The organism is Streptomyces sp. C36, from assembly GCF_040932295.1.
In the GTDB taxonomy this organism is placed as follows: Bacteria; Actinomycetota; Actinomycetes; order Streptomycetales; family Streptomycetaceae; genus Streptomyces; species Streptomyces triculaminicus.
In genome coordinates this window covers 429,498-454,884 of the sequence record NZ_JBFQGI010000001.1, presented here as the reverse complement: position 1 = coordinate 454,884, position 25,387 = coordinate 429,498, and the positions used below count along the sequence as shown (strand labels likewise).

The following is a 25,387-nucleotide window of genomic DNA, read 5'->3' as shown; positions in this document are numbered from 1 at the left end:
ATCATGGGGAGAGTGTCTATTCGGCCACTCTGCGCAACCGCTTGGCGGGCCACCAGTTGGCCCGGCCGGCCAGCGACATGATCGCGGGTACGAGCAGGGCGCGCACCAGGGTGCAGTCGATGACGACGGCCACGGCCAGTCCGAAGCCGATGAACTGAAGCATGATCAGATCGCAGGCGGCCAGCGACGCCATGACCACGGCGAAGATCAGCGCGGCGGAGGTGAACAGCCGCCCCGTGCGCTGCAGGCCCACGGCGACGGCGAGTCCGGTGGGTGTGCCCCGGCGGTGTTCCTCGAGGATGCGGGAGAGCAGGAAGACCTCGTAGTCCATGGACAGGCCGAAAGCCGTGCAGAACATCACCGCCGGAATGATCACGTCGGTGGTGGCCGGGCCGTGCGCGTGGCCGAGCAGGACCTCCAGGCGCCCCTGCTGGAAGACGGCGACGATGATGCCGAACGTCGCGGCCAGGCTCAGGGCGTTGAGCAGCACCGCCTTGACGGGGACGAGCAGGCTGCGCGTGTAGAGGAACAGCAGTACGAGCGTGGCGACCACCGTGAGCAGCATGGCCAGCGGCAGGGGGCCGGTGAGGGCCTGTTCCGTGTCGGTCAGCCGGGCTCCCGGGCCGCCCACCAGTGCCCGGGCGGGGGCGGGTTCCTCTCGCAGCCGCTCGGTCAGCAGGCGGCCGTCGGGAGAGAGCGGGGAGTCGGTGGTGGGGGTGACGTCCAGCCAGGTGCCGGCCGGCCCGGTGAAGCCGGCGGCCCAGGGGCCGGCGGCGGCGATGCGCCGGCCGTGGTGGTAGACGCCGGTCGCGGTCCGGACCTGGCGGACGCCGGGCAGGCCGGACAGGCGGGCGGCGTAGGTGTGCACCCGGGTCGCGGCGGCGGCGCCCGCGCGTGCCGCCGGGGCGGGCTCACTGGCGGCGGACGTGTCACCGGAGGGCGTGGTGCCTCCCGGCGCGCCGTTCGCCGACGCGTCGCCGGAGGGTGTCGTGCCCCCTGGCGCGCCGTTCGCCGACGCGTCGCCGGCGGGCGCATTGCCTCCTGACGTGTCGCTCGTGGCCCCGTCGCTCGTGGAACCGTCGCCGACGGCCGCGGTGCCCGCCGGCGCGTCGCTCACGGGCGGGACGCGGAGGTGTGGGAGCACGACGGTGGCCGCGGTGCCGCTTCCGCCGGCGAAGTCCTGGCGCAGCCGCTGGGAGGCCTGGGCCACGGGTGAGGAGGCGGGCAGGACGCGGTCGTCGTACATACCGAACCGCGCGCCGGCGCCGGGGGCGGCCAGCAGCCCGAGCAGCAGCAGGGTGCCCAGGGTGACGAGGACCGGCCGCCGGGTCACCCACATGGCCAGCCGGTACCAGCGCCCTTCGGCGACCGGCCGTCCGGGGCCGGTGCGCCAGCGGGCGAAGGCGTCCCAGGCGTTGACCTTCTCCCCCAGCAGCACCAGCAGTGCCGGCAGCACCAGCAGTGCGCCCGCCGCCGAGCACAGGGCGACGGCCGCGCCGCCGACGGCGAGGGAGCGGGTCAGGGTGAGCGGGAAGACCATCAGGGTGCCCAGGACCGCCGCGATGGTGGTCGCGGAGAAGAGCACCGCCCGCCCCGCGGTGCGTACGGCCCGTTCGACGGCCCTGACCGGTGAGGCACCGTCGGCGAGTTCCTCGCGGCAGCGGCTGACGAGCAGCAGGCAGTAGTCGACGGCCAGCCCGAAGCCGAGGGCGGTGGCGATGTTCAGGACGAACACCGAGACCGTCATCACCTCGCTCAGCGCGCGCAGCAGCGCGGTGGTGGTGAGGACGGCGAACGCGCCGACGGCCACGGGCAGCAGGGCGGCCACCACGCTGCCGAAGACCCACAGCAGGATCAGCAGGACCACCGGCGCGACGACGATCTCGGCGATCAGCGCGCCCTTGGTGCTCAGGCGCTCCATCTCGGAGAACAGCGCGGCCTCACCGGCGACGGAGACCCGCAGCGGCCCGGCGCGCCCGGTCTCGCTCGCGGCGACGGCCCGCCCGGCGGCCAGGACGGCCCGCTCGTCGCCCTTGAAGCGCACGGCGACGACGGCCGTGTGCCCGTCGCGGCCGCGCAGTTCGGGCGTGGCCCGCGGCCAGTAGCCGTGCACCCAGGCGGTCCGGGGGTCGGCGGTGAGACGGTCGGTCAGCGCGCGGCCCGCCCGGGCGGCCTCGGGCGAGTCGACCGGTTCCTTCGAGGTGGCGAGCAGCATCAGGTGGGGCTGGCCGGCGCCGAAGCGGGCGGCCAGGAAGGCGTCGGCCCGGGTGGACTGCGCGGTGGCCGGCGTCCAGCCGCCCGGTGCGAGCCGTTCGCCCACGCCGTGTCCGGCCACGGCGGCCGCGAGGGTCACCAGGCCCAGCAGGACGAGCAGGACGGCGGCTCGCCGCCGGGTTCCGTAGGCCGTACGCGTCCAGGGCGGGCGGCGGGGCTGGTGGAGGAGCATCACGCATCGCGCCCTTCGCCGCGTCACCTGGCGGGTTATCTCGTCGTATTAACTCGTCCTATTAAAAGGCGTGGTGATGAAATTCCCGGCAGGAAACGTGGAGCGAATGAGTGAGCGTCAGGAACTTCGGCGGGCGGCCGGAGTTACTCCGCATGACCACCCTCGCCCGGGGCAGCTCTGATGACCCAAAAGGACACACACGTGCTCAAGAAAGTTCTCGCCACGGCCGTTCTCACGGCCTCGGCCGCCGGTTTCGCCGCCAGCCCCGCCGTGGCGAGCGTCGGCGACAGCAGGACCACCGCCAACGGCAACGACTCTGCGACCGAATACGGAGAGACCGTCACCGGCGGCCAGGAAAGCCCGCAGATGACCGCCGTACAGGGCTCGCTCGACAAGCTGTGCCTCGGCCTGGGGAAGCTGAACCTCCAGTCGATCCTGCTGGGCGGCATCAGCCTCCAGGACATTCCCATCCTCACGTCGCAGCAGCAACAGCAGTGCACCGACAACTCCACCATCAACGACGGCGACGACCCGCTGTCGCACCTCATCGAAGAGATCGCTGTCGCCTCGGGCAACGGCTCCGCCAACGGCTGAGCACCGGCGCCCCCTTCGCCCCGGGCGGGGTGAAGGGGGCGCCGCGGCGTCCAGGACGTGTCCGCACTAGGAATCCGCGGTGAGCCTGGGCATCTCGCCCTTCGTCGTCCCCGTGTCGATGACGGCGAAGGCCGCGCCCTGCGGGTCGCTGAGCGCGGCGAACCGGCCGAAGGGGCTGTCCACCGGGCCGAAATGCAGCCGTCCGCCGCGCTCGAGCGCCTTTGTGACGGTCGCGTCGCAGTCCCCGACGGCGAAGAACACGTTGATGTAGGGCGGGACCTCGGGCGGGAAGTCGTCCGTCATCCGCATCCGGCCCAGGACGATCTCGTCGCCCACGCTGAAGACCTTGAAGTCGACCGCCTCGTCCTCCATCCGCTTCACGGTGTAGGGGAAGACGGCGGGGAAGAAGGCGTCGGCCTTGCCCGGCTCGCGCGTGAAGACCTCGGCCCAGCAGTACGCGCCCGGGACGCCGCGCTTCTCGAAGCCCTGGTGGGTGCCCGCCTGCCACACGCCGAAGGCGACGCCGCCCGGGTCCTGCGCGAGCAGCATGGAGCCGAAGTCGCCCACCTTCATGGGCTCCATCAGTACGGTGCCGCCGTTGGCCCGGATCTTCTCGGCCGTGGCGGCGGCGTCCGGCGAGGAGAAGTACAGACACCAGGCGGACTGGCCCTCCTGCCCCGGCATCGGAGGGACGACGGCGGCGACGGCCTTGCCGTCGGAGTAGGCCTGGGTGTAGTTGCCGTACTCCGCCGCGCTCTCACCGAAGGTCCAGCCCAGCACGTCGCCGTAGAACCTCTTCGCGCTCTCGAGGTCGGCGAACATCGCGTCGGCCCAGCACGGCACGCCTTCCGGTGGTGCGGCCATGGCGTTCGCCCCTTCCGATCGGTGGATGATCCGGCTTCACGCTAACCGGATGACCACCTTCCGGTGCGTACGCACGACCGAGGTGACGATTCCCCTTGCCCCGTACGGGCGACATGGTGCTTGTGCGACCGGGGGTGAGGGCAGGCACTGCTATGTCAAAACCGATGACCGGATAAGAGGTACTTCATGCGCCGTCCCGCCGTCATGACCCTCGGAACCGCCGCCGTACTCGGTCTGCTGGGCGGTCCGGCCGCCGCGCCGGGCGGGGCCGGCCGCGTGCCCGGCATCCCGGCGGCCCGTGCGCCGTACGGCCGGTCCGGCCGGCCCCTCGCCCCCGGCGCGGAGGCGAAGGACCGGCGTCCCGGCGACTAGGCGCGCGTCAGCGGCCGTTCTCGTCGCGGATGAGGGCGCGCACCATCCGGCACGTGACGTCGGAGGGGCGGTGCACCCCGATCTCGACGGCCACCCTCCGTATCCTGCGGTTGCTCGCCGTCCTCGGGCGGTAGACGCCGGAGTGGAGCAGGGCGATGGCCAGGCGCATGGCCTTCAGCCGGCGGTTGTGCGACTCGTACCACTCGCGCGGGCGCCCGGCGGGCAGCCTCTTCCTGGGCAGCGTCGCAAGGCTCGGCAGCTCGGTAAGGGACGTTGCGGCGACAGCCATCGGCATCCTCCTGACGTGGACGTGCGCTCTTCCTCGACTCTTCGATTTTACTGCGGGGCACTGACAATCGGCCCAGGTCAGAAGGTTCTTGGAGCGCGCACGACGGGTGGCCGAAGGGCGGCCGGCGGATGGCGCGAGGGACCGTCAGGCGCTGCTGTTGAGGAAGCCGATGCCGGTCGCGCCCCACCAGCCGGCCTGGGAGACGAGCACGCTCGCGGCGCAGCGGGCGAGCAGCGGGCGCGAGGCGCGGTGGCCGAGGAGGCGCCGGTGCAGGGCCATGGCGTGGACGCCGTTGAGGGCGACGAGGAGGACCAGGCCGAGCTTGACCTGGGTGAGGGTGGAGCCGGTGTCCGGGTGCAGGAAGACGCCGCTGGCGGTCAGGCCCACCAGGCCGCCCCATATCGGCGCGTGCACGGCGCCGGCGGTGGAGAGGACGTCGCCGAGGGTGCGCCGGCCCATGAGCCACAGCACCCCGATCCAGTCGACGGTCAGCACGGCGCCGAAGCCGACGAGCAGGCAGGCGAGGTGGGCGAAGAGCGCCACCCGGTGCAGGAGGGGGTCGGCGTGCACGTGCGGCGCGGCCCAGACGGCCGCGGCCCACACCGCGCAGGCGGCGCCGCCCGCGAGCAGGTGGACGGCGCCACGGGGGATCAGGCGCTCGGACTCGGCCGGTGCCGGCCCGGCGGGGGTGGGAATGTGGGGGGCGAGGAGCGTCATGGTCTGGCCCCGGGGTCACGCGTGAGGCGGGCAGCGCGGAGGCTCACCACAGAGTTCACCGCGGAACATGCGGATATGGGTGATATAGGCGATACGGAACTCACGGCAACCTCCGGTTCTTTAGGCGAGGCTTACCTAAGAGCCTGCGCGACCGGATGTCAAACCCGGTCCCCGGTCAGTCGCAGCGGCTTGCGGGGGGCCGGCGGCTGGGCGGGCGCGACGACGTCGGGGACGTCGTCCTCGCGCTGCGCGGCGTAGCGGCCCAGGCCGCGCAGGAGCGCCTTGGGCATCGTCGGCGGCAGCGCGGCGTCGACGGCGGGCCACGCCTCGTCGAGCAACCGGACCGCGTGGGCGCGGGCGGCGTCCACCGCGCCGCACTCGGTGAGCACGGCGGCCACGGCCGCCGCGACCGCGGGCGTGGCCCGGCCGCCGCGCACGGCGGCCCACACGGAGCGCCGGCGCTCGGGCGACAGCAGCGGCACGGCGTGCGCCAGGGGCACGGTGACCTTGCCGTTCAGCAGGTCCTCCGCCACGCGCTTGGCCGCGCGGCGGCGCCCCTGGTGCCTGACGGTGCCGACGCCGCGCAGGTCCGCGACGTCGTCGCTGATCTGGTAGGCGACGCCGACGGCCTCGAAGTACGCGCCGACGGCGGCGATCTGCTCCTCCCCCGCGCCGGTCAGCAGGGCGCTGGCCTCGGCGAACATCCGTACCGGCAGGCCGGACTTGAGGCGGTGGGTGGAGTGCAGCCGCTCGAGCAGCCCCGAGGCGTCGCCGGTGGCCACGGCGGCGTCCATGGCCGGGCCGTGTCCGGCGATGTCGAGCGCCTGCCCGGCGTGGCCGGCCCGCAGGGCGCGCAGGAAGGCCCGGTGCACGCGCAGGCGCAGCACGGGATCCTCGGGCAGGACGTCGTCCGCCACCCGGTCGAACACGAAGTAGGCCGCCGTACCCGCGTTGATGGCGGTCGGTACGCCGAAGACCTCGTGGACGGTGGGGCCGCCGCGGCGCAGCGGGGAGTCGTCCTCGACGTCGTCGACGATCAGGGATCCGGCGTGCAGCAGCTCGGTGACGGCCATCAGGGGGCGGTAGCGGTCGGCGTGACGGCTGAAGAGGGCCATGACGCAGACCGAGGCGAACGAGCGCCAGGACTTTCCGCCCAGGTCCGTCAGATGCCGTACCGGCAGGACGAGTTGGGCGTGCACCTCGGCGGCCGAGGAGTCGTCGAGCGGCGTGTGGCCCTCGAGGCCGGCCAGGTCGCGCAGCGCGGCGCCGTCCGCGGTGTCGGGGTAGTAGCGGCGCACTTCCGCGCGGGTGAGGCGGCCGACGCGGCGCATGAAGTCCTCGAGGTCGCCGATGGCGTGGGGCGGGACGAACTCCACCCGGGCGTGGCCGCGTACGGGCCGTCCGGCCATGGTGCCCTCGACCTCGCACTCGCCCTGCCAGAAGGCGCGCCCCACGGACATCGACAGGACCTCCTGGTCGCGCGGCGCGGCGGTCAGGCGCACGTCCAGGCCGGCCTCGGGGATCCGCAGCCGGGTGCCGACGGGATAGGAGTTGAGGGTGAGTGAGGAGTCCCAGTGGCGGACGGTGCGCAGGTCGGCGGTCACGGGGCGGGCGGGGCCGTCGGGGCCGGCCAGGGCGCACACCGTGTGCTGGTCCGTCGTGGTGTGGGTGGCCATGGGCCGGTCCGGTCCGGCGGCGTCCGGCGGCGGCGCGCCGGCCGTCTCCTCGACGAGGCTGGTGCGCAGGACCGTCGCGTCCCAGCCGTTGTCCAGCCGCACCTGCGCCCACGTGCGGGCGCTCGGCGCGCCGTCGGGGCCGGGTGCCCGGCCGGGCACCCCCGCGAAGGAGCGCTCCAGCCACGCCTCGCCGGTGACGGGCGCGGGGGCGCGGCCGGGTGCGGTCAGCGTGCCGTCGGCCGCCATGCGGGGCAGGCAGGAGGCGAAGAGGCCGTCGGGTCCTTCGCCGGCGCTCAGCGGCAGTGGGGCCCTGCGGGGCCGGACGGTCAGCGTGAAGCCCTCCTCCTGGCCGGTCACCGTCAGCGCGTACGAGCCGTCGGGGTTCCGCCGCAGGGTGGCGACGCCCCCGAAGTCCAGGTCCAGCCGGTGCGCGTCGACGCGTACGGGCAAGGGCAGCAGCCGGTCGGGAAGCAGGGGCCGGCCGTCGGCCAGGATGTCCAGGACGGCCCGGCGGACGTGGGGGTCCCAGGCCCGGCCGCCGTCCTGGATCGCCGATCGGGCGCGGGCGAAGGCGGCGTCGTCCAGCCAGGACTCGAAGGTGTGGCCGTTCGTGGTGTGGTCGGTGTGCGACCAGACGAGGGTGTGGGCGGACGGCCGGGCCGGCGTGCCGCCGGGGTCCTGACGGTGGCACAGGAACAGGACGGACAGGCCGTGTTCGTTCCCCTCGGCCGTCCGTACGCGGGCGTTGACGCACCACCGCTCCACGGCGCGGTCCGGGTGGGGCGGATCCTGAGCGAAGTGCTTGTTCACGGGTGTCCCAAGGAGGAGGTTCCTGCGGTACGGAACGCGTACTGGCCGTAACCACGGAGTCGTCAACACGGTCACGCGTCATCACTCGATCGAATGTCGATCGCCTGGCGATTGACACTTCGTCGACCGGCCATCCAGGTGAGGACGCAGCGCGCCGCCCGTGGGCGCGCCCGGTGGCCCCCGTATACCCGGGACACGACCCCCGAGGCGGACGGGAACGGTGGACGAGCATGGTGACGCGGTGGGTGATCTCCCGTCCCTGGCGGGTACTGACCGGGGCGGCGCTGCTGGGCGCGGTGCTGGGGCTGTGGCTCATGGGGGCGCACCCGCGGTTCAGCGGTGGCGGCTATCTGGCCACCGGCACCGAGGCCGCCCGGGCCGACGCCGTGCTGGCCGAGCGGTTCCACGCGGGCCTGCCGGACCTGGTACTGCGGGCGGACGCCCGCTCCCCCGTCACGGACGAACCGGTCGCCGGCGCCGGCCTCGGCCTGACCGCCGACCTGGCCCGGCAGCCGGGCGTCGAGCGCGTCTACTCCTACTGGAACACCGGCGCCGCCGAACTGCTCGGCGCGGACCGGCGCGGCGCGCTGCTCGTCGTCGACCTCGCCGGGGACGACGCGACCACCGCGCGGGCCGCCGAGCGCCTGGTGCCGCGCTTCACCGGCCGGCACGGCCCGCTGCGGGTCTCGGCCACCGGCACCTCCTACGTCTCCGCCCAGGCCACCGCCGTCAGCCGGCATGAGCTGCTGCGGGCGGAAACGCTGGGCGTGCCGCTGACCGGGCTGGCCCTGCTGCTGGCCTTCGGCTCGCCCGTCGCGGCGCTGCTGCCCGTGCTGACGGGGCTGTTCTCGGTGCTGGGCGCCTATCCGCTGCTGTGCGCGCTCGCCACCACGATGCCGGTGTCCGCGCTGGCCACGAACCTCGTGACGGCCCTCGGCTTCGGGCTGGCCGTCGACTACGGCCTGTTTCTCGTCAGTCGCCACCGCCAGGAGCTCGCCGCGACGGGCGGCGACAACCGCGAGGCCACGCTGCGCACCATGCGCACCGCCGGTCGTACGGTCTTCTTCTCCAGCGGCACGATCGCGGTCTGCCTGACGCCGATGCTGTTGCTCCCCGTGCCCTTCCTGCGCTCGCTGGCCTGCGCGGGCATCGCGGTCGTGACGTGCTCGGGGCTCGCCACCGCGCTGCTGCTGCCCGCGCTGCTGGTGCTCCTCGGCCGGTGGATCGACCGCGGGGACCTGTTCGCCCGGTGGCGCCGGGAACGGTCCGACGAGAGCCCGCTGTGGCGACGCGTCGCCCGCGCCGCCACCGCCCGGCCGCTGCTGGCCGGCGGCTGCTGCGTGCTGCTGCTCGCCGCCTCCGCGCTGCCGTTCACGCACGTCCGCTTCGGCGTCTCCGACTACCGCGTCCTGCCTCCCGAGCTGGAGTCCCACGCGGTCGCCGTGGGCATCGGGCGCGACTTCGCGCTCCCGTGGGACCGGGCCGTCACCGTGCTGCTGCCCGCCACCGACGCCGTCGAACAGGAGGCGGAGGTGACCGACTACGCCCGCCGGCTCTCCGCGCGCCCCGACGTCTCCCGCGTGGTGACGGGGCTGGGCACCTACGCCCACGGGCGCGAGGTCGCCGGCCCCACGCCCGGATCACTGCTGCAGATCACCGACGGCGGCACCTGGCTGGCCGTCACCGGCTCGGGACCGCCGTCCCGGGACCCCGCGCTGGTACGCACCCTGCGCGCACTGCCCTCACCGGGCCCGCACCTGGTCACCGGCTCCCCGGCACGGGTGCTGGACACCAAGTCGGCGCTGGCGCACTCCGTGCCGTTCATCGGCGCGCTGCTGATCGGCTGTGTGCTGGTCCTGCTCTTCCTGTTCACCGGGTCCGTGGTCATCCCGCTCAAGGCGGTCGTCCTGGCCGCGCTGAGCCTGGGCGCGAGCTTCGGGGCGATGGTCCTCGTCTTCCAGGAGGGCCATCTGCGCGGGCTCCTCGGGCCGTTCACGGTGACCGGCGAGCTGGAGACCTCCATGCCGGTGGTGATGTTCTGCTTCGCGTTCGGGGTGTCCGTGGACTACGAGCTGTTCCTCATCGCCCGCATCCAGGAGGAGTACCGCGCCGGCGCCGACTGCCGGGACGCCGTCGTCGGCGGCATCGCCCGTAGCGGACGTGTGATCACCACGGCGTCGGTGCTCGTCTCCCTCGCCGTGCTGCCCCTGCTGACCTCGCACGTCGTCCTGCTGAAGATGTTCGGGTGCGGCATCGCGCTCGCCGTCCTCATGGACGCCACCGTCGTGCGCGGGGTCCTCGTGCCCGCCTTCATGCGGCTGGCCGGCCGGGCCAACTGGTGGGCGCCCGCGCCGCTGCCGCGCCTCCACCGCCGCCTGGGGCTGCACACCGCCTTCCTGCCGTCGGCGCCGGCCGGCGCCGTGCCGGCCCAGCAGAAACAGACCCTGAGGAAGAAGATCCGGACATGACCCTCACCCGACGCTCCCGCACCGCGGCCGCCCGCGCGACCGCCGTCGCCCTGCTGCTCGGCGCCCTCACCACGGCGGCCGGCCCCACCGCGCCGCCCGCCACCGCCGTGCCCGCGCGGAGCGCGTCGGCGGCCGCCCTCAACTGCGCCCTGCAGACGGCGCCGGGCGAGCCCGTCGTCTTCCGGCCGAGCCTGACGGGCCGCATGCGCCAGGTCTCGGCGACGGGCACCGTCCTGCTCGACCGCTGCACGTCCCCCGACGGCAGCCAGCACGGCGTGCGCTCCGGGCGGCTGGTCCTGCGCGGCTCCGCCATGGCCAACTGCCTGACGGCCGACCGGATCGAGGGATCCGGCACCGTCACCTGGTACCACGGCTGGGCCCAGCGCGGCTACCGGGCCGGAGTCTCCCACCTCCGGCCCGCCGCCCGGGGCGGCGGCTACACCCCGGCCGACGCCTTCCTCAGCGGCGGCGTCGTCTCGGGGCGGATGGCGCGGCGTCACGTCCACGGCTGGGCGGTGCCCACCACCGACGTGACCGGCTGCGCCCTCCGCGGGCTGCGGGCCGTCGCGGGACGGGGCAACATCTCCTTCGGATGAGCCGCCGTCAGGCGCAGTCCTGGGTGGCGCACAGCCGCCAGGGTTCCCACGACACGAAGCGCTCGCGCTCGGTGATCTGCCAGAACCGGTCGCGGTTCCACTCGCGGACGACCAGGCGCAGGCGGCCGTCGGGCAGTTGGGTGACCGAGCCGGGCTGGCTGAGACCCACGTTCGGGTCGGGGACCGTGCCCAGGCCGCGTACGGGCCCCCACCGGCCGGTGGCCGGGTCCTGGTCGCGCATCCGCATCGAGTCGCCGTCGTAGGCCGAGGCGAAGGCGTCGAGCCTGCCGTCGCGCTCCTTGAAGAGGACGATTCCGCCGTGGTACGGGCCGGGGTTCAGCCCGAACCACTCCGCCGGGCTCCACTCGCCCTCGTGCTCGCCCTCCACGACGTGGCAGAAGGGGCCGCTGGACTGGAAGAACACCTCGATCCGGCCGGCGGCGTTCTCGGCCGCGGTGATCTGGTAGTACTTCGGCCCCACGGGGGTGGCGCTGACCCGCTCCCACGCGCCGTACGGGCCGCCGGGCTCGTCCTGGGCGCGGTGCCAGACGAAGGGCAGGTACACGCTGGGGGTGGGGTCCTCGTAGAACAGCCGGAACTCGTCCACGCGGCCGTCGGCCCGCCGCACGGGCACCGGGTCTCCCGAGGGGATGCTCGCGCGGCCCTGGGAAGCGGTGTTGGGCGCGCACGCGGCGGCGGCGCGGGCCGCGGGGGCGCCGGCCACCGCTCCCCCACAGGCCATCACCAGGGCGAACAGGCTGTACAGCAGTGCTTGTAACGGTCTTCGGTACACGATCGGTGAACCTCCACAACCGGTGCTGACTCAGGTGATCAGGGTCGACCCGGGGGTCATCCTCACCCACACGGCGGCGCCCGCGCTACGGCGCGAGCCGCCGTCCGTCGCGGCACCCTCCCCGGCCGGGCCCGGCTCGTCGATCCTTGGGTCATGAAGATGCCCGTGCCGGTCGCCGTCCTCGCCGCGCTCGCCGCCCTGTGCGCCTTCCTGCCCCCACGACCGGCCCCCGCCGGGCCTCCGCGCGTGACGGACGTGCGGCCGCTGCGCGCCCTCGACGAGGCGTTCGGCCGGTACGCCGACCACGGGCGTTCGCCGCGTCACTGGACGGGCGGCGACAGCACGTACTCCGTGCCGACGCCCGCCGGCGAACTGTGGGTGTTCTCCGACACCTTCCTCGGCGCGGTACGGCCCGACGGCTCCCGTTCCCCCGTCATCGGCGAGGGCGGCACGACCCCCTTCGTCCACAACAGCTTCGTGCTGTGGAACACGAGCGGACCCCGCACCGTCACCGGCCGGGACGCGTCCGGGCGTCCCGCCCCGCTCGTCGCCGGCACCGACCCCGCCCAGTGGTACTGGGCACGGGCCGCACTGCGCGACGGAAACGATGTGAGCGTGGTCTACGCGCGCTACGCCCGCACCGGCAGCGGCCCGCTGGACCTGGCCTGGCGCGGCAACGTCCTGGCCCGCTTCCGCACCACGGCGCTGTCCCGGCCCGCCGCGCCGACCCCACTGCCGTCCTCGTCCGGGGTCTCCTGGGGCGCGTGGCTCGAGCGCCGGGGAGCGTACACCTATGTCTACGGCACCGAGCCCACCGCGTCGGGCGCCCACCACCTGCGGCTGGCCCGCGTCGAGGGGAGCGACCTGCGGCGGCCGTGGCGCTACCGCACCGCCCGCGGCGGGTGGTCCGCCCGCGAGGCGGACGCCGCCCGGCTGTCCGGCCCCGGCGGCGCCGCGCTGCTCACCTCCGACGAGCTCAGCGTGGTCCGGCACGGCGACTGGTACGCGCTGGTGACCCAGCGCGCGGACCAGCCGTTCAGCGCCGAGACGCAGCTCGCCTGGGCCCGGGATCCCGGCGGCCCCTTCACCCGGCCCCGGACGGTCCACACCGCGCCGGAGGCCGGACCCCACGGTACGTACCGCGACGCGGACGTCATCGCCTACAACCCGCACGAGCATCCCGAGCTCGAACGCCGGGGCCACCGGGAACTCGTCGTCTCCTACAACGTCAACAGCCTGGAGCCGCGCGACGTCATCCGCCGCGCGGCCATCTACCGGCCACGGTTCCTGCGCATCACGCTCGCGCCCGCTACTTGACCGCGCCGAGGCCGGCCGCGCCCGCCCGGGCGTACTTCTCGTCCAGGTCCCCGCTCGGGGCGCCCGCGACGCCGATGCCCGCGACCGGGGCGCCGTCCGCCTGGACCGGGGTGCCGCCCGGCAGGAAGAGGGTGCCGGGGATGTCCTTGAGGTTCGGCGTCTGCTCGAGGCGCTTGACCAGCTCGGACGTGGGGGCGTTCCAGGACACGGCGGTGTACGCCTTGCGCTGGGCGGACTCGTAGGACTGCGGGCCGGCGCCGTCGCCGCGCAGGACGACGACGGTGTTGCCGTTGCGGTCGACGACGGCGACGGTCACCTTCTGCCCGTCCTTGCGCGCGGCCGCCAGCGCGGCCTGCGCGGCCTTGGCCGCCGAGTCCACCGACAGGTGGGACGAGCGGGTGAGGCCGCCGCCGGAGACCTGGACGGGGGCCGCCTGGTCCGCGGCCGGGGAGGCGGTCGCGGAGACGGCGCCGAAGGTGGCGGCGCCGATGGCGGCCGCGGCGGCGACGCCGGTCAGCACCCGGGCACGGGTGGACGGACGGCGGGAGGACTTCTCGGTGTTCGGCACGGTGACTCCTCGGTGAAGGGGACGGGATGGTGCGACGACCTCATCCTCGAACCCGGGCCCGCCCCCGGGGATCGCCGTTCCGGCTGCTCCGCCGGGGCGGTACGGACGACCCCGTGTCAACCGATCGGATGATGCGCGGCGGCCCCGCACGGTTTAGGACAGAAGACGGGAGATCCCCGCCGCGCGCAGAGGCGCGGCACGACGAGGCCACGCCAGAAGGAGACGAGGTACGTGCACGCCGACCCAGCGCACACCCCGGAACGGGAGCCGGACCGGGAGCCGGAGCGGGAGCCCGACGCCTGGTGGCTCGCCATGGTCAGGCACAGCGCGTTCCTCCTCCTGCTGGGCGCCTCCCTCGTCCGCTTCCTGATCCGCCACCCCGGCGACCCGCGCACCGCCTGGGTCGTGGCCCTGAGCGCGGTGCTCGCCCTGCTGTACGGGCTCGGCCGCGACGACGACCGCGCCACCGCGAAGCGGCGGCTGTGGCTCGGCGCGCTCGTCGCGGTGTGGGCCGTGCTCGTCGTGCTCGCCCCCAGCTTCGCGTGGTGCGCGATCCCGCTGGTCTACACGAGCCTGCGGGTGCTGCCCGCCCGCGCCGCCCTGATCCTGATCGCCGTCCTGACGGTCTTCGTGACGGCCGCGCAGATCAGCCTCTTCGGCTTCGACCCCGCCCTGGTGGTCGCCCCGCCGGTCGTCGCCGCGATGGCGACCGCCGTCTTCGTCCACATGGAGCGGCAGGCGGCCCGGCAGCGGGCGCTGATCGACGACCTGCTGCGCACCCGCCGCGAGCTGGCCGCCACCGAGCGGCGCGAGGGCACCCTGGCGGAGCGGCAGCGGCTGTCGATGGAGATCCACGACACCCTCGCGCAGGGCCTGTCCAGCCAGGGGATGCTGCTCCAGGCGGCGGACCGGGTCTGGGACGCCGACCCGGCCACGGCACGCGCCCATGTGCGGACGGCCACCCGGATCGCCGCCCGCGGCCTGGCCGAGGCCCGCCGCTTCGTCCACGACCTCGCGCCGCCCGACCTCGAGCGCGGCGTGCCGCTGGCCAGAGCCCTGCGCGGCCTGGCCGAGCGGGAGTCGGACGACGCCCTCACGGTGCGCTTCCACCTCGAGGGCGAGCCGGGAGAGCTGCCCGCGCGGGTCGAGTCGGCCCTGCTGCGCATCGCCCAGGGAGCGCTGGCCAACGTTCGCGAGCACTCCGGCGCCCGCCATGCGGCCCTGACCCTCACCTGCCTGGACGACCAGGTGGTCCTGGACGTGGCCGACGACGGGCGGGGCCTGGGCCCGCGCGGCGGGGAGCGGCGGCGGCCGGGCCGGGGCCGCGGGCACGGCCTGCCCGGCATGCGCGCCCGCGCCGAACAGGTCGGCGGCCGGCTCAGCGTGGAGTCGGCGCCCGGTGAGGGCACCGTCGTCTCCGCCCGTGTCCCCCTTCCCCCGCACACCCCCGCGCCGTCCCCCTCGGAGTCCTCATGAACGCCCCCGTACGCCTGCTGCTGTGCGACGACCACGTCGTCGTCCGGGCCGGTCTGCTGGCCCTGCTGGCCAGCGAGCCGGGCATCGAGGTGGTCGGCGAGACCGGCAGCGGCGAGGAGGCCGTCGCGCTGGCCGGCCGGCTGCGGCCGGACGTGGTGCTGATGGACCTGCAGCTCGGCCCGGTCACGGGCGCGGCGGCCGGCATCGACGGCGTGGAGGCCACCCGCCGCATCACCGCCGTGCCCGGCGCGCCGTACGTCCTGGTCCTGACGACCTATGACACCGACGCGGACGTCCGGCGGGCGGTCGAGGCCGGGGCGACCGGCTATCTGCTGAAGGCGGAGCGCCCCGAGGAGCTGTTCGCCGCGATCCACGCGGCGGCCCGGGGCCGGACCGCCTTCTCCCAGCCGGTCGTCGGCAGGGTCATGGCGCACATGCGCGGCGGGGCGGCTCCCGGCACCCTCACCGAGCGGGAGCAGGACATCCTCGGCCAGCTGGCGCGCGGCCTGGGCAACCGGGAGATCGCCCGGGCCCTGTTCATCAGCGAGGCCACGGTCAAGACCCACCTGGGCCGGATCTACGCCAAGCTCGGCGTGGACACCCGCGCGGGCGCGGTGGCCGTGGCCAAGGAGCGGCGGCTGCTGCCCTGAGTCACCGCCCGTAGGCGGGCGCGGCGGCGTGCCGGGGGGCGTGCGGGAGGGGGTCGTGGTGGATCCGCCCGGCGGGCAGGCCCATCTCCGTCAGCCGTGCGACCGTGGCGGCGACCATCGCCGGCGGGCCGCTGACGTAGGCCGTCCTGTTCGACCAGCCGCCGTCCTGCCGCCGGAGGGCGTCGAGGACCGTACCGCCCCCGCGCGTCGTGCTCTCGTCGCCGAGCACGGGCACCACGCGCAGCCACGGCCGCCGGCTCTCCAGGTCGGCGAGCCACTCGCCGTCGTACAGGTCGGCGCGGTCCCGGGCGCCGACGGCGAGGTGGACCAGCCGATGCCCGGAGGGGCGGGCGGACACCTCCTGCAGCAGGGCCTTGAGGGGGGCGAGTCCCGTCCCGCCCGCCACGAGCAGCAGGTCGCGCGTGAGTTCCCCGCCCAGGGTCATCTGCCCCTTCGCGGGGCCCAGCCGCAGCGTGTCGCCCACGCCGGTGCGGCGGACGAGCGCCTCGCTGACGCCTCCCGTGCCGGTCTGCCGGACGTGGAACTCGACGACGTTGTCGGCCCGGGGCGCGCAGGCCATCGAGTAGTGCCGCCAGGCGTGCGGCAGCAGCGGCGACTCCACCGCGGCGTACTGCCCGGCCCGGTAGGGGTAGGCCTCATGGGTCCGTACGCGCAGCACCGCGAGGCCGGAGCGGCGGAGTTCGTGGGCGACCACGACGGCGTGCCAGGAGGGCGGTTCGCCGATGGCGGCGTCCGCGCCGGCGACCATGGCGTCGACGGCGGCCCGCAGCATGCGCAGCCAGGCCCCCTCCAGCTCGGCGCTCCACCGCTCGCCCGCCCGGATCTTCAGCGCCTCGCACAGCGCGGCCTCGAAGGCCTCGTAGTGCGCCGGCCGGACGCCGAGCTTGCGGTGGTCGCGGCCCAGCCGGGTGAAGGTGGCGGTCACCTCGTCGGGGTGGTCCAGATTCTCCGTCAGGTAGTGGAACATCCGGGCGAGGTGCTCGCGCTGGAAGGCCATGGACTCGGGGAAGAGGGACCTCAGGTAGGGCCAGCGCCGGAACATCACCTCGTACAGGTGGGTGATGAGGTCCTCGAAGGGCGTGACCAGGGGGAGCTCACGGCGGATCAGCCGCCGGTCGGCGTCGTCGGGACCCGACGCGGGCGCCGGGGGCTCGTCCCGGGGGGATAACGCGCCCGGCGAGAGCAACTGCCTGCGCAGCCGCATCGCGTCGTGCCTCGCCAGCAGCGCGTAGTAGTCGTTGCCCTGGGTGCTGGTGTTCACAGGCCGGATCTCCGGTGAAGGGGGTGGGGTGGCAAAGCAGTATGACACCGCCCAAAAGTGCCCGTTCGGCCCGGGGCGACAGGGCCGAACGGCCCTGTTCCGGCGGGCGGATGCGGGTGCCCGGTGCCAGGCTGTCGGGGCGAGGGCCCGGGCGGGTGCGACAGGGAGACCACCCCGGGATTCCGGCGCGGACCAGACGAGGACCGGCGAAGGGCAGCCCATGATCACCACCGATTTCCGTCCCGGCTCTCCGTGCTGGATCGACCTGGGCACCCCCGACCTGGGCGCGACGGCCGGCTTCTACCGGGCCGTCTTCGGCTGGGAGTTCGAGACCGGCGGCCCCGAGACGGCCGGTTACGGCATCTTCAAGCTGAACGGCAAAACGGTGGGCGGGCTGGGCCGGCTCACCGAGGAGGGGGCCCGCTCGGCCTGGATGATCTACTTCAACACCCCGGACGCCCGCACCACGGCCCAGACCACCGAGCGCGCGGGCGGGCGGGTGCGGGTCGCCCCGGTGGACGCCGACGGCGAGGGGATGATGGCCCAGCTCACCGATCCGCTGGGCGGGCAGTTCGCGGTCTGGCAGCCCGGTACGAGCCAGGGCCTGGAAGCGGTCGATGTGCCCGGCACGCTGGCCTGGACCGAGCTCTACACCACGGACGCCACGGCCGCGCGGGACTTCTACGGCTCCCTCTTCGACTGGCAGACGTCGGACATTCCGCTGCCGGGCGGCGGCGGTACGTACACCCTCGTCACCCCCGCCGGCTGCGGCGAGGAGCGCATGCAGGGCGGCATCATGCAGCTCTCCAGGGAGCACCTGGCCCTCAACGACGGCCGGCCCTACTGGCACCCGGTCTTCGGCGTGACCGACTGCGACGCCACCGTCGCCGCGATCACGGGCAACGGTGGCGCTGTGCAGATGGGACCGGAGGACGTGGAGGGGGTCGGACGGCTGGCCGTGTGCCAGGACCCCTCCGGCGCCGACTTCGTGGCGCTGGCCCCCGCGTCGGACGCCGGAGGGTCAGGCGCCGGCCAGGGGTGAGCGGACGTGGATCCGGCCGGGAGACCCGCTCGGTCAGGGAAGGGGCTTCGGCGCCGCCCTCGCCGGCCGGTAGCCGGGGGCGCGGGCAACCGACCGGCTCGCACCGGCGTCTCCCACCCTGTCCCCGGCCCGGTCCGGCGGGGGCTTCCACCGGGCCCGCCGAGCGCGTGCGAGGCTGGGGGAACCACAGGTCGGGACAGGGGACACAGTGAGCGATATAGGCGGGCCGGCCGGCACGGTCGCGAGGACCGGACCGGCCGGGGAGCCGGAGCCGACGCTGAGGCCGCGCGGGCTGGTGGACCTCAGGGGGCCGGGCGCCGTCCCGGCCGTGCTGTCCTACCCTCCGGGGGCCGTGGTCGTCGTCTCCGGCCTGCCCGGCAGCGGCAAGAGCACCCTGCTGCGCCGCTGGTCCCGCGCGGCGGCCGTCGTCGACCCCCGCACCGTCCACGTCGCGTGCGAGGCCGTGATGCCGGCCCGTCTGCCGTACGCGGTGTACCGGCCCTGGGCCCGGCTCGAGCACGTCCGGTGGCTGCGCACGGAGGCGCGCGGCGGCGGGCCGGTGCTGGTGCACGACTGCGGCAGCCGGCCCTGGATGCGCCGCTGGCTGGCCCGGACCGCGGGGCGCCAGGGGCGCGAGCTGCACGTGGTGCTGCTGGACGTGGGCGCCGCCGAGGCGCTGGCCGGCCAGGAGGCCCGCGGCCGCCGGCCCCCGGCCCGCGTCTTCGACCGGCACCGGCGCGGCCTCGAGCGGCTGCTGACCGCCCTCGGCGGGCACGACGGGCGGCCGGAGCGGGGCGCCCCGCTGCCGGACGCCGTCGCCGGGGCGGCCTCGGTGGTGCTGCTCGACCGGGCGTCGCGCGAGCGCGTCGCGGCCGTGGAGTTCACCGGCCGCTAGCGCGTGTCCGGGTGGCCGGCCGTCAGTCGGCCGGCGCCGGCTCGAGGACGAACACGGGGATCTCGCGTTCGGTCTTGGCCTGGTAGTCGTCGTAGTCGGGGTACGCCTCGACCGCGCGCCCCCACCACAGGGCCTTCTCCTCGCCCTCGACCTCGCGGGCGACCATGTCCCTCCTGACCGTGCCGTCCCGCAGCTCGACGCGCGGGTGGGCCTTGAGGTTGAAGTACCACACCGGGTGCTTGGGAGCGCCGCCCAGGGAGGCGACCACGGCGTACTCGCCCTGGTGCTCGACCCGCATCAGGGGCGTCTTGCGGAGCTTGCCCGAGCGCGCCCCGACCGACGTCAGGATGATCACCGGCATGCCGCGCATCGTGGTGCCCTGGGTGCCGCCGGAACTCTCGTAGAGCTCGACCTGCTCGCGTACCCACTGGGCGGAACTCGGCTCGTACTCACCGTCAAGAGGCATACCCCCCAGTGAACATCATGGGCCGGGCGCTCACCAGGGGTCACACGCCGGGGCGCCCGGCCCCGCGCCCCCTCAGATCGCGCCGTCCTGCGGCAGGCGCCGGACCCCCGGGAGAAGGTCGTCGAGCTCGCCGGGCTCGAACCGGCACATCCCCACCACGTGCCAGAACTCCCCCGCCACGTCGCCGTCGAACTTGTAGCCGCCCGAGGGGTTCAGCGCGGCCCAGCCGCCCGGGACGCCGATCAGGGTGGCCTTGGCGGTGGGGGCGCCCTCGTCCGGCACCGACCACAGCCGCACCGTGCCGTCCTCGCCGCCGCTGGCCAGCAGCGTTCCGTCGGGGCTGAAGGCGAGGGACAGGACGCGGCCGGTGTGACCGGTGAGGCGGCCGGTCTCCCGGCCGGACTCGGGATCCCACAGCCGGACGACCCGGTCGTCCCCCGCCGTGGCCAGCAGCGAACGCGTGGGATGGGCGGCGGCGGTCCAGATCCTGCCGGAGTGCCCGCGCAGCCGGTGACGGATCCCGCCGTCCCCCCAGACGATGGCCTGCCCGTCCCAGGACGCGCTCGCCAGCCAGGCGTCGCCCGGGCCGTGCACCACCGCGTACACCCGGCCCTCGTGCCCGGCGAGCTCGGCGGCCAGGCCGCCGCCGGGCAGGTCCCACAGCCGTACGCGGCTGTCGTCGCAGCCGGTCACCAGCCGCGAGCCGTCGGCGGTGAAGGCGATCGAACGCACCCGGCCGCGGTGCCCGTCGAGGGTGGTCACCTGCGCGCCCGTGCCGCGGTACCACAGCCGCACGGTGTCGTCGTCGTTGGCGGTGGCGAGGATCTCGCCGTCGGCACTGAACGCCTCGGCCCAGACATGGTCGGTCTCGGCGTCGATCTCGCGTTGGTACTCACCCGTGGCGGCGTTCCACAGATAGACGTCGCCGTCGTTGCTGGGCGTCGCGAGCACGGGCGCGCCGGGGGCGAACACGGCGGAGACCAGGCGGTCGTTGTCCCCGGTGAGCTCGCGGATCCTGCGCCCGGTGGACGGCTCCCACAGGCGGACCACGCCGTCGTTCCCGCAGGCCGCCAGGTGGGCGCCGCCGTCGCCGAACGCCAGACTGACGATCTTGCGTCCGTGGCCCCGCAGGATGCTCCTGCCGCGGCCGGTGACGGTGTCCCACAGCCGCACGGCTCCGTCGTTGCCCGCCGAGACCAGCAGCGGCCCGGCGTCCGGCGCCCCCGCCGCACCGCCGTGCGGCCGGAACCGGCAGGCCCACACCGAGCCCTGGTGGTCGGCGGGCTGACGGCGCAGCGCGGTGGCGGACCAGCCGGTGCCGCCGGCCGGGGCCGGGGCGAGCTGCCAGAGCCGGACCGAGCCGTCGCTGCCGCCCGCGGCCAGCAGGCCGCCCTCGGGGTCGAACACCACCTGGTAGACGGCCCCGCCGCCGAGGAGCGGGGCGCCTGCGGGGCTTCCCGTGCGCGGATCCCACAGCAGGACGTGGCCCTCGGTGTCGCCACTGGCCAGCAGCGTGCCCGAGGGGTGGAAGTCGAGGGTGTAGACGCGGCCGGCGTGCCCGGCGCAGGTGTGGCGCAGCCGCCGTTCGGCCACGTCCCAGATCCGTACGGTGCCGCGGTCGGCCTCGCCCATGTCACCGGTGGCCAGCAGCGTTCCGTCGGGGCTGAAGGAGGCGCGGTAGACCGCTCCCCGGTGGCCGGTCAGCTCGCCGAGGAGGCGGCCGGAGCGGGTGTCCCACAGGCGTACGGCCGCCGCGGCGTCGCCGGTGGCCAGGACCGTGCCGTCGGGGCTGAACACGGCGGTGTAGACGGGGGCGTGGTGACCCGCCAGCCGGTGCAGGGGCGTGCCGCCGACGACGTCCCAGAGGGTGACGGTGCCCTCGGCGTCGCCGGTGGCCAGGCGGGTGCCGGAGCGGTCGAGCGAGACCGGCCAGACGCCGTCGGGGTGCACCTCGAGCCGGTGCAGGCAGGCTCCCGAGACCGGATCCCACAGCCGTACGGTGCCGTCGGCTCCTCCGGTGGCGAGCACGCCGGGGCGGAACTTGACGGCGTAGACGCGGCCCATGTGCCCCTGGAGGGTGCGCAGCGCGGTGCCGGTGGCGGCGTCGCACACCAGCACGCCGCCGTCCTCGCTGCCGAGGGCGAGGAGTTCGCCGCCGGGGCTGAACGCGACCGGTTCGGGCAGGCGGCTGGTGCGCATGTCGAAGCCGTAGGGGACGCCGACCGCGGAGGGTCTGAAGCCCGGTTCGGCGGGCAGGCCGGGGGCGACGGCGGCGGCCCGCAGCTCGGGGGTGGCGAGGACGTCCCGGTCGGCGACGACGTTGATCAGGGCCGCGCGGTGCCAGCTGCTGCCGGTGACCCGGGCGCCGCGCAGGTCGGTGCGTACGAGGCGGGCGCGGCGCAGGTCGGCGTCGCGCAGGTCGGCCCGGCCGAGGTCGGCGTCGTCCAGACGGGCCCCGGCCAGGCGGGCCTCGCGCAGGATCGCGCCGGAGAAGTCGGCGCCCACCAGGCCGGCGTCGGTGAGGTCGGCGCGGGTGAGGTCGACGCCGGAGAAGTCGCGGTAGGAGAGGTCCTCCCCGGCGAGGACGGCGCCGCGCAGGTCGGTGTGGGCGGGTACCCGGAGGCGGTTGAGGATCTTCACGGCGTTGGCTCTGGCGATCTCGCCGGCGCCGCCGTCGGCCTCGCCCGTCTCGGCGGCCAGCGTCGCCTCGGCCCACCGCTGGCAGGTGCGGTGGTCGGCGAGGTCGCACAGGAACTCGACGGCGAGCCGGCTGAGGTGGCGGCGGGCCAGCAGGGCGGCCTCGCCGTGGCCCTCGTGGCCGAGCCGCTCCGCGGCCTCCCGGGCCACCAGCCATTCGGCCACCGAGCCGTGGATGAACCGGAACAGGCCCTCGTCGGTACGGACGAGCAGGCTGCCCGAGCCGACGGCGTGCGCGGCCTGCGGCACGGACAGCCTGCTGTCGGCGAGTTCGGTCAGGGTCTCGGCCACGTCGTTGAGCTCGTCCAGCCGCAGGGCGCTCTCCCCGCTCTCCCACAGCCGCAGCGCCAGCGTGGTGACGGCCTGCCACAGCTGGCGCAGGCCGAGGCCGGGAATGCCGCCGGGGCCGCCCAGGCCGCGCCGTTCCTCGAAGCGCAGCCAGGAGGTGAACACCTCCTCGTACAGCCTGGCGGGGCTCAGGGCGCGCCCGGCGCCGGCGACCGCGCGCAGCCGTTCGTGGTCGAGGTCGGCGACGAAGCTGAGGAGGCGGGGGTTGCGGCAGAGGGCGAGGAGGTCGGGGATGCCCTCCAGGAGCCGCATCCGGCGGTCTGCGGCGTGCTCGTCGCCGTAGCGGTTGACGAGGTAGGAGCGGATCTGGCGCGGGGTGAACTCCTGTACGGCCAGGACGCGCCGCTGCGGGAGGAGCCCGACCCGCTCGCCGAGGGCGGTGAGCACCTGGGCCTGGGAGCGGAAGTGCTGGGTGCGGCTGCTGACGATGATCTTCGCGCTGTCCACGGCGGCGTCGAGCAGCACCTGGAGGTGGTCGGCGGCGCGGTCGTAGCTGACCTGGTTGACCAGTTCGTCGAAGCCGTCGAAGAGCAGGACGATGCGGCCCTGGCGGAGCATGTAGCGGAAGGCGCGCAGGTCGATGGTGTCGACGCCGTGGCCGGCCAGATGGGCGGCGACGAGGCCGTCGAGGGTGTGGGCCTTGTCGAGGGCGTTCAGCTGGATCAGCACGGGGACGAGGTGGGGCAGCTCCTCGGGGATGCGGCGGGCGATCTCGCGCAGGGCGAAGGTCTTGCCGTGCCCGAAGTCGCCGAGGAGCAGCAGGAAGCGGCCGTGGTCGGCGTCGAGCAGGCGCAGGACGTCGTCGACGAGGCCGTCGCGCTCGACGCCGCCGGGGCGCTCGAGTTCGCGGTAGCGCTGGGGGAGGTAGAGGGAGGGCTGGTACTGGGGGTCGCCGGTGAGCCGCTCCGTCTGGCCGGCGACGTAGCCGCGCAGGTCCAGCAGGCCCTGGAAGGCGGTGAAGCTGCGCACGAGGACTCCGCGGCGGCGGGCGCGTTCGCGCAGGGCGCGCTCGGGCGGCGGTCCGTCGTGGACGAGTTCGGCGTCCGGGTCGCTGTCGGAGGCGTGCACGTGGTCGATGAAGCGGTCGATGTCCTCGGCGCGCGGGGTGCCGGAGCAGACGCCGACGCGCTGCTGGCGCACGAAGCCGGACTCGGTCCAGGTGACCAGCAGGCTGGGCGGGTCGCCGGGGACGCGGCGCAGCTGGACGCCTTCGTGGCGGATGCGGCAGACGTCGGCGACGCGGTCGACGAGCGCCTCGAGGGGGCCCTGGACCGTGCGGGTCTCCGGCCCGGGCGGCTCGTCGCCGGGCGTGGGGTCGTCCGCGGGGGCCGGTTCGCCCGGGGCGGGGTCCGGCTCGAGGGCGCGGGTGCCGTGCCAGGCGACGGCGTAGCGGCGGGGTGTCCCTTCGGGGCTCTCCGGCCAGGCGGTGAACCCGTCGCGGGTGAGCTTCAGGAGCCGGTGCCGGCCCGGGCCGGCGGCGCCGAGGACGGGCAGGTCCCGGCCGGTCAGCGGCAGCGCGAAGGCGTCCGCCGGGCCGGAGGCCGCCCGTCCGTCGCCCGTGGGGCCGTGCAGCAGCAGGTGCAGGCGTGGTGCGGTGAGGCGGGTGAGGACGTCGGTGTCGCGCAGGCGCGGGGTGGTGGTGCGCCGCCCGGGGCCGGGGGTGCGGCCCGGGTCGTAGCCGAGGGTGGTGCGCGCGGGCCGGGCGGTGGTGCCGGGGCGGCCGTCGCCGGCGTCGTCGTGGTCGAGCGCGCGGCCGGTCTCCGGGGCGTGCCGCAGGGCGCCCAGGCGCAGCCAGCCCTCCTGCTCGTACGGGCGCAGGGCCTGGGCGAACCAGGCGGCCTGCTCGGCGCCGACCCAGCCGTACTGGTCGTCGGGCCGGTGGCTGTAGGCCATGGAGGAGTTGAGGCCGGCGACGACCGTGCGCAGGGCGGGGACGGGGAACAGGGTCCAGGGCTGGTCGCCGTCGAAGACGGTGTCGAGGCCCTGGTAGAGCTCCTGGAACAGCCGTGCGTAGTGCCGCCACTTGGGCCAGTAGGGCGGCCGGGGCTGCATCTCGTCGGCTTCGCAGGTGCTGAAGTAGGCACGACAGGCGGCCTGGTTGACGTCCTGGCCGCCGGGTACGACCACGAGCCGGTCGGCGGCGAGGCCGAGCCGGGAGCGCAGGCCGGTGAGGAAGTTCAGCGCCTGGTCGCATTCGCGGGGGCTGCCGGAGGCGGTGAGGTCGCCGGTGACGACGAGGAGGTCGGGGGCGGGGGCGCCGGCGTCGGTGAGCTCGACGAGGTCGCCCCAGATGGTGGCCTGCAGCTCGGCCGGGTCGGCGCCGCGGCCGAAGGAGGGCCCGGCGAGGTGGAGGACGGAGAGGGACTCCCTGCCCCGGCCGCCGTCGGGCGCCTGGGGGTAGCCGGGCGGGCTCGCGGGACGGCGGCGGCCCGCCCAGCCGGGGCTGCCCGGTTGCCGGCCGGGCGGCGGGACGCTCGCCGCGGCCGGCCGGTCCGGCGGCTGGGGGAATCCGGGGAAGCGGGGGTGGCTGTCGGGGCGAGCCCGGCCCTCGAGCGCGTGGCCGACGCGGGTGAGCAGCAGTTCGCGGGCGGCGTCGGTGTCCTGGACGCCGACGAGGTCGACGTAGGTGATGGTGGCGAGCAGGCCCTCGACGGGGATGTCCTCGACGCGGACGGTGATCAGCCGGCGTTCCGGGGCGTCGGGGTCGGCGCGCAGCGCGGCCTGCCACTCCATGCGGCCGTAGCGGGAGCGTTCGTAGTTGCGGGAGAGGACGGCGATGACGGCGGCGGACTCGCTGACGCCGCGGTCCATGAAGTCGACGAAGTTCGTTCCCGGTACGAAGTCCCAGGCCTGGATGACCGTGCGATAGCCGGCCTCCTCAAGGGTCCAGGCGATCCAGGCCGCCCAGCGTTCGTCGGCCGGGGAATAGCTGATGAAGAAGTCCAACAGCCGGTTCTGCCCGGCGATTTCCTGGCGTGCGACCATGGCCCCCATCCTAGGAACGGTCTCGCACCCGGTCAC

The 25,387-nt window shown here is 75.0% G+C and carries 19 protein-coding genes; 9 read left to right on the top strand and 10 right to left on the bottom strand.

Features of this window, described 5'->3' with window-relative positions; genetic code table 11:
* Positions 1-16: 16 nt before the first annotated feature.
* On the bottom strand, positions 17-2,446 hold the full coding sequence (locus AB4K12_RS01930) for an MMPL family transporter (protein WP_368432455.1): 2,430 nt from the start codon (positions 2,444-2,446) through the stop codon (positions 17-19).
* 201 nt (positions 2,447-2,647) lie between these two features.
* Between AB4K12_RS01930 and AB4K12_RS01925 the strand changes: the two genes are divergently transcribed.
* On the top strand, positions 2,648-3,040 hold the full coding sequence (locus AB4K12_RS01925) for a rodlin (protein ID WP_368432454.1): 393 nt from the start codon (positions 2,648-2,650) through the stop codon (positions 3,038-3,040).
* 66 nt (positions 3,041-3,106) lie between these two features.
* Here the strand turns inward: AB4K12_RS01925 and AB4K12_RS01920 are convergent, their stop codons facing one another.
* Positions 3,107-3,904: a VOC family protein gene (locus tag AB4K12_RS01920; RefSeq protein WP_368432453.1), complete on the bottom strand. Its 798-nt coding sequence runs from the start codon at positions 3,902-3,904 to the stop codon at positions 3,107-3,109.
* A gap of 186 nt (positions 3,905-4,090) precedes the next feature.
* Between AB4K12_RS01920 and AB4K12_RS01915 the strand changes: the two genes are divergently transcribed.
* Positions 4,091-4,276, top strand: coding sequence for a hypothetical protein (locus tag AB4K12_RS01915; RefSeq protein ID WP_368432452.1), 186 nt, complete (start codon positions 4,091-4,093; stop codon positions 4,274-4,276).
* A gap of 7 nt (positions 4,277-4,283) precedes the next feature.
* On the opposite strand, the gene AB4K12_RS01910 is transcribed toward AB4K12_RS01915, so the two are convergent.
* The 3 genes from AB4K12_RS01910 to AB4K12_RS01900 form a co-directional block, all read right to left on the bottom strand.
* On the bottom strand, positions 4,284-4,565 hold the full coding sequence (locus tag AB4K12_RS01910) for a hypothetical protein (RefSeq protein ID WP_368432451.1): 282 nt from the start codon (positions 4,563-4,565) through the stop codon (positions 4,284-4,286).
* A gap of 144 nt (positions 4,566-4,709) precedes the next feature.
* Positions 4,710-5,282, bottom strand: coding sequence for a hypothetical protein (locus AB4K12_RS01905; protein WP_368432450.1), 573 nt, complete (start codon positions 5,280-5,282; stop codon positions 4,710-4,712).
* A gap of 158 nt (positions 5,283-5,440) precedes the next feature.
* Positions 5,441-7,768: a polyprenyl synthetase family protein gene (locus tag AB4K12_RS01900; protein WP_368432449.1), complete on the bottom strand. Its 2,328-nt coding sequence runs from the start codon at positions 7,766-7,768 to the stop codon at positions 5,441-5,443.
* Between the two features lie 230 nt (positions 7,769-7,998).
* Between AB4K12_RS01900 and AB4K12_RS01895 the strand changes: the two genes are divergently transcribed.
* Both AB4K12_RS01895 and AB4K12_RS01890 read left to right on the top strand, forming a co-directional pair.
* On the top strand, positions 7,999-10,236 hold the full coding sequence (locus AB4K12_RS01895; protein ID WP_368432448.1) for an MMPL family transporter: 2,238 nt from the start codon (positions 7,999-8,001) through the stop codon (positions 10,234-10,236).
* A complete protein-coding gene (locus AB4K12_RS01890; protein ID WP_368432447.1) occupies positions 10,233-10,832 on the top strand; it encodes a hypothetical protein in 600 nt (199 codons plus the stop codon). Before AB4K12_RS01895 ends, AB4K12_RS01890 begins: the two co-directional genes overlap by 4 nt.
* Positions 10,833-10,839: 7 nt before the next feature.
* On the opposite strand, the gene AB4K12_RS01885 is transcribed toward AB4K12_RS01890, so the two are convergent.
* Entirely contained in the window at positions 10,840-11,625 is a 786-nt protein-coding gene (locus AB4K12_RS01885; protein ID WP_368432446.1) for a hypothetical protein, read from the bottom strand.
* 153 nt (positions 11,626-11,778) lie between these two features.
* Here AB4K12_RS01885 and AB4K12_RS01880 point away from each other — a divergent pair, with 153 nt between their 5' ends.
* Complete coding sequence (locus AB4K12_RS01880) at positions 11,779-12,942, top strand: hypothetical protein (protein ID WP_368432445.1); 1,164 nt, start codon at positions 11,779-11,781, stop codon at positions 12,940-12,942.
* On the opposite strand, the gene AB4K12_RS01875 is transcribed toward AB4K12_RS01880, so the two are convergent.
* Positions 12,935-13,510: a heme-binding protein gene (locus AB4K12_RS01875; protein ID WP_368432444.1), complete on the bottom strand. Its 576-nt coding sequence runs from the start codon at positions 13,508-13,510 to the stop codon at positions 12,935-12,937. The genes AB4K12_RS01880 and AB4K12_RS01875 overlap by 8 nt on opposite strands.
* A gap of 312 nt (positions 13,511-13,822) precedes the next feature.
* Between AB4K12_RS01875 and AB4K12_RS01870 the strand changes: the two genes are divergently transcribed.
* Together AB4K12_RS01870 and AB4K12_RS01865 are read left to right on the top strand one after the other, a co-directional pair.
* Positions 13,823-14,986, top strand: a complete 1,164-nt coding sequence (locus AB4K12_RS01870) for a sensor histidine kinase (protein ID WP_368433127.1) — start codon at positions 13,823-13,825, stop codon at positions 14,984-14,986.
* Positions 14,983-15,636 carry a response regulator gene (locus AB4K12_RS01865; RefSeq protein WP_368432443.1) on the top strand — a complete coding sequence of 218 codons (654 nt, stop codon included), beginning with the start codon at positions 14,983-14,985 and terminating at the stop codon, positions 15,634-15,636. Before AB4K12_RS01870 ends, AB4K12_RS01865 begins: the two co-directional genes overlap by 4 nt.
* A 1-nt stretch (position 15,637) precedes the next feature.
* Here AB4K12_RS01865 and AB4K12_RS01860 read toward each other — a convergent pair whose 3' ends face one another.
* On the bottom strand, positions 15,638-16,861 hold the full coding sequence (locus AB4K12_RS01860) for a globin domain-containing protein (protein WP_368433126.1): 1,224 nt from the start codon (positions 16,859-16,861) through the stop codon (positions 15,638-15,640).
* 277 nt (positions 16,862-17,138) lie between these two features.
* Between AB4K12_RS01860 and AB4K12_RS01855 the strand changes: the two genes are divergently transcribed.
* A complete protein-coding gene (locus tag AB4K12_RS01855) occupies positions 17,139-17,960 on the top strand; it encodes a VOC family protein (RefSeq protein WP_368432442.1) in 822 nt (273 codons plus the stop codon).
* Positions 17,961-18,168: 208 nt separating this feature from the next.
* Positions 18,169-18,855, top strand: a complete 687-nt coding sequence (locus AB4K12_RS01850; RefSeq protein ID WP_368432441.1) for an AAA family ATPase — start codon at positions 18,169-18,171, stop codon at positions 18,853-18,855.
* 22 nt (positions 18,856-18,877) lie between these two features.
* Here the strand turns inward: AB4K12_RS01850 and AB4K12_RS01845 are convergent, their stop codons facing one another.
* On the bottom strand, positions 18,878-19,321 hold the full coding sequence (locus AB4K12_RS01845) for a nitroreductase family deazaflavin-dependent oxidoreductase (RefSeq protein ID WP_368432440.1): 444 nt from the start codon (positions 19,319-19,321) through the stop codon (positions 18,878-18,880).
* Positions 19,322-19,393: 72 nt separating this feature from the next.
* Positions 19,394-25,351, bottom strand: a complete 5,958-nt coding sequence (locus AB4K12_RS01840; RefSeq protein WP_368432439.1) for a TIR domain-containing protein — start codon at positions 25,349-25,351, stop codon at positions 19,394-19,396.
* Positions 25,352-25,387: the final 36 nt, after the last annotated feature.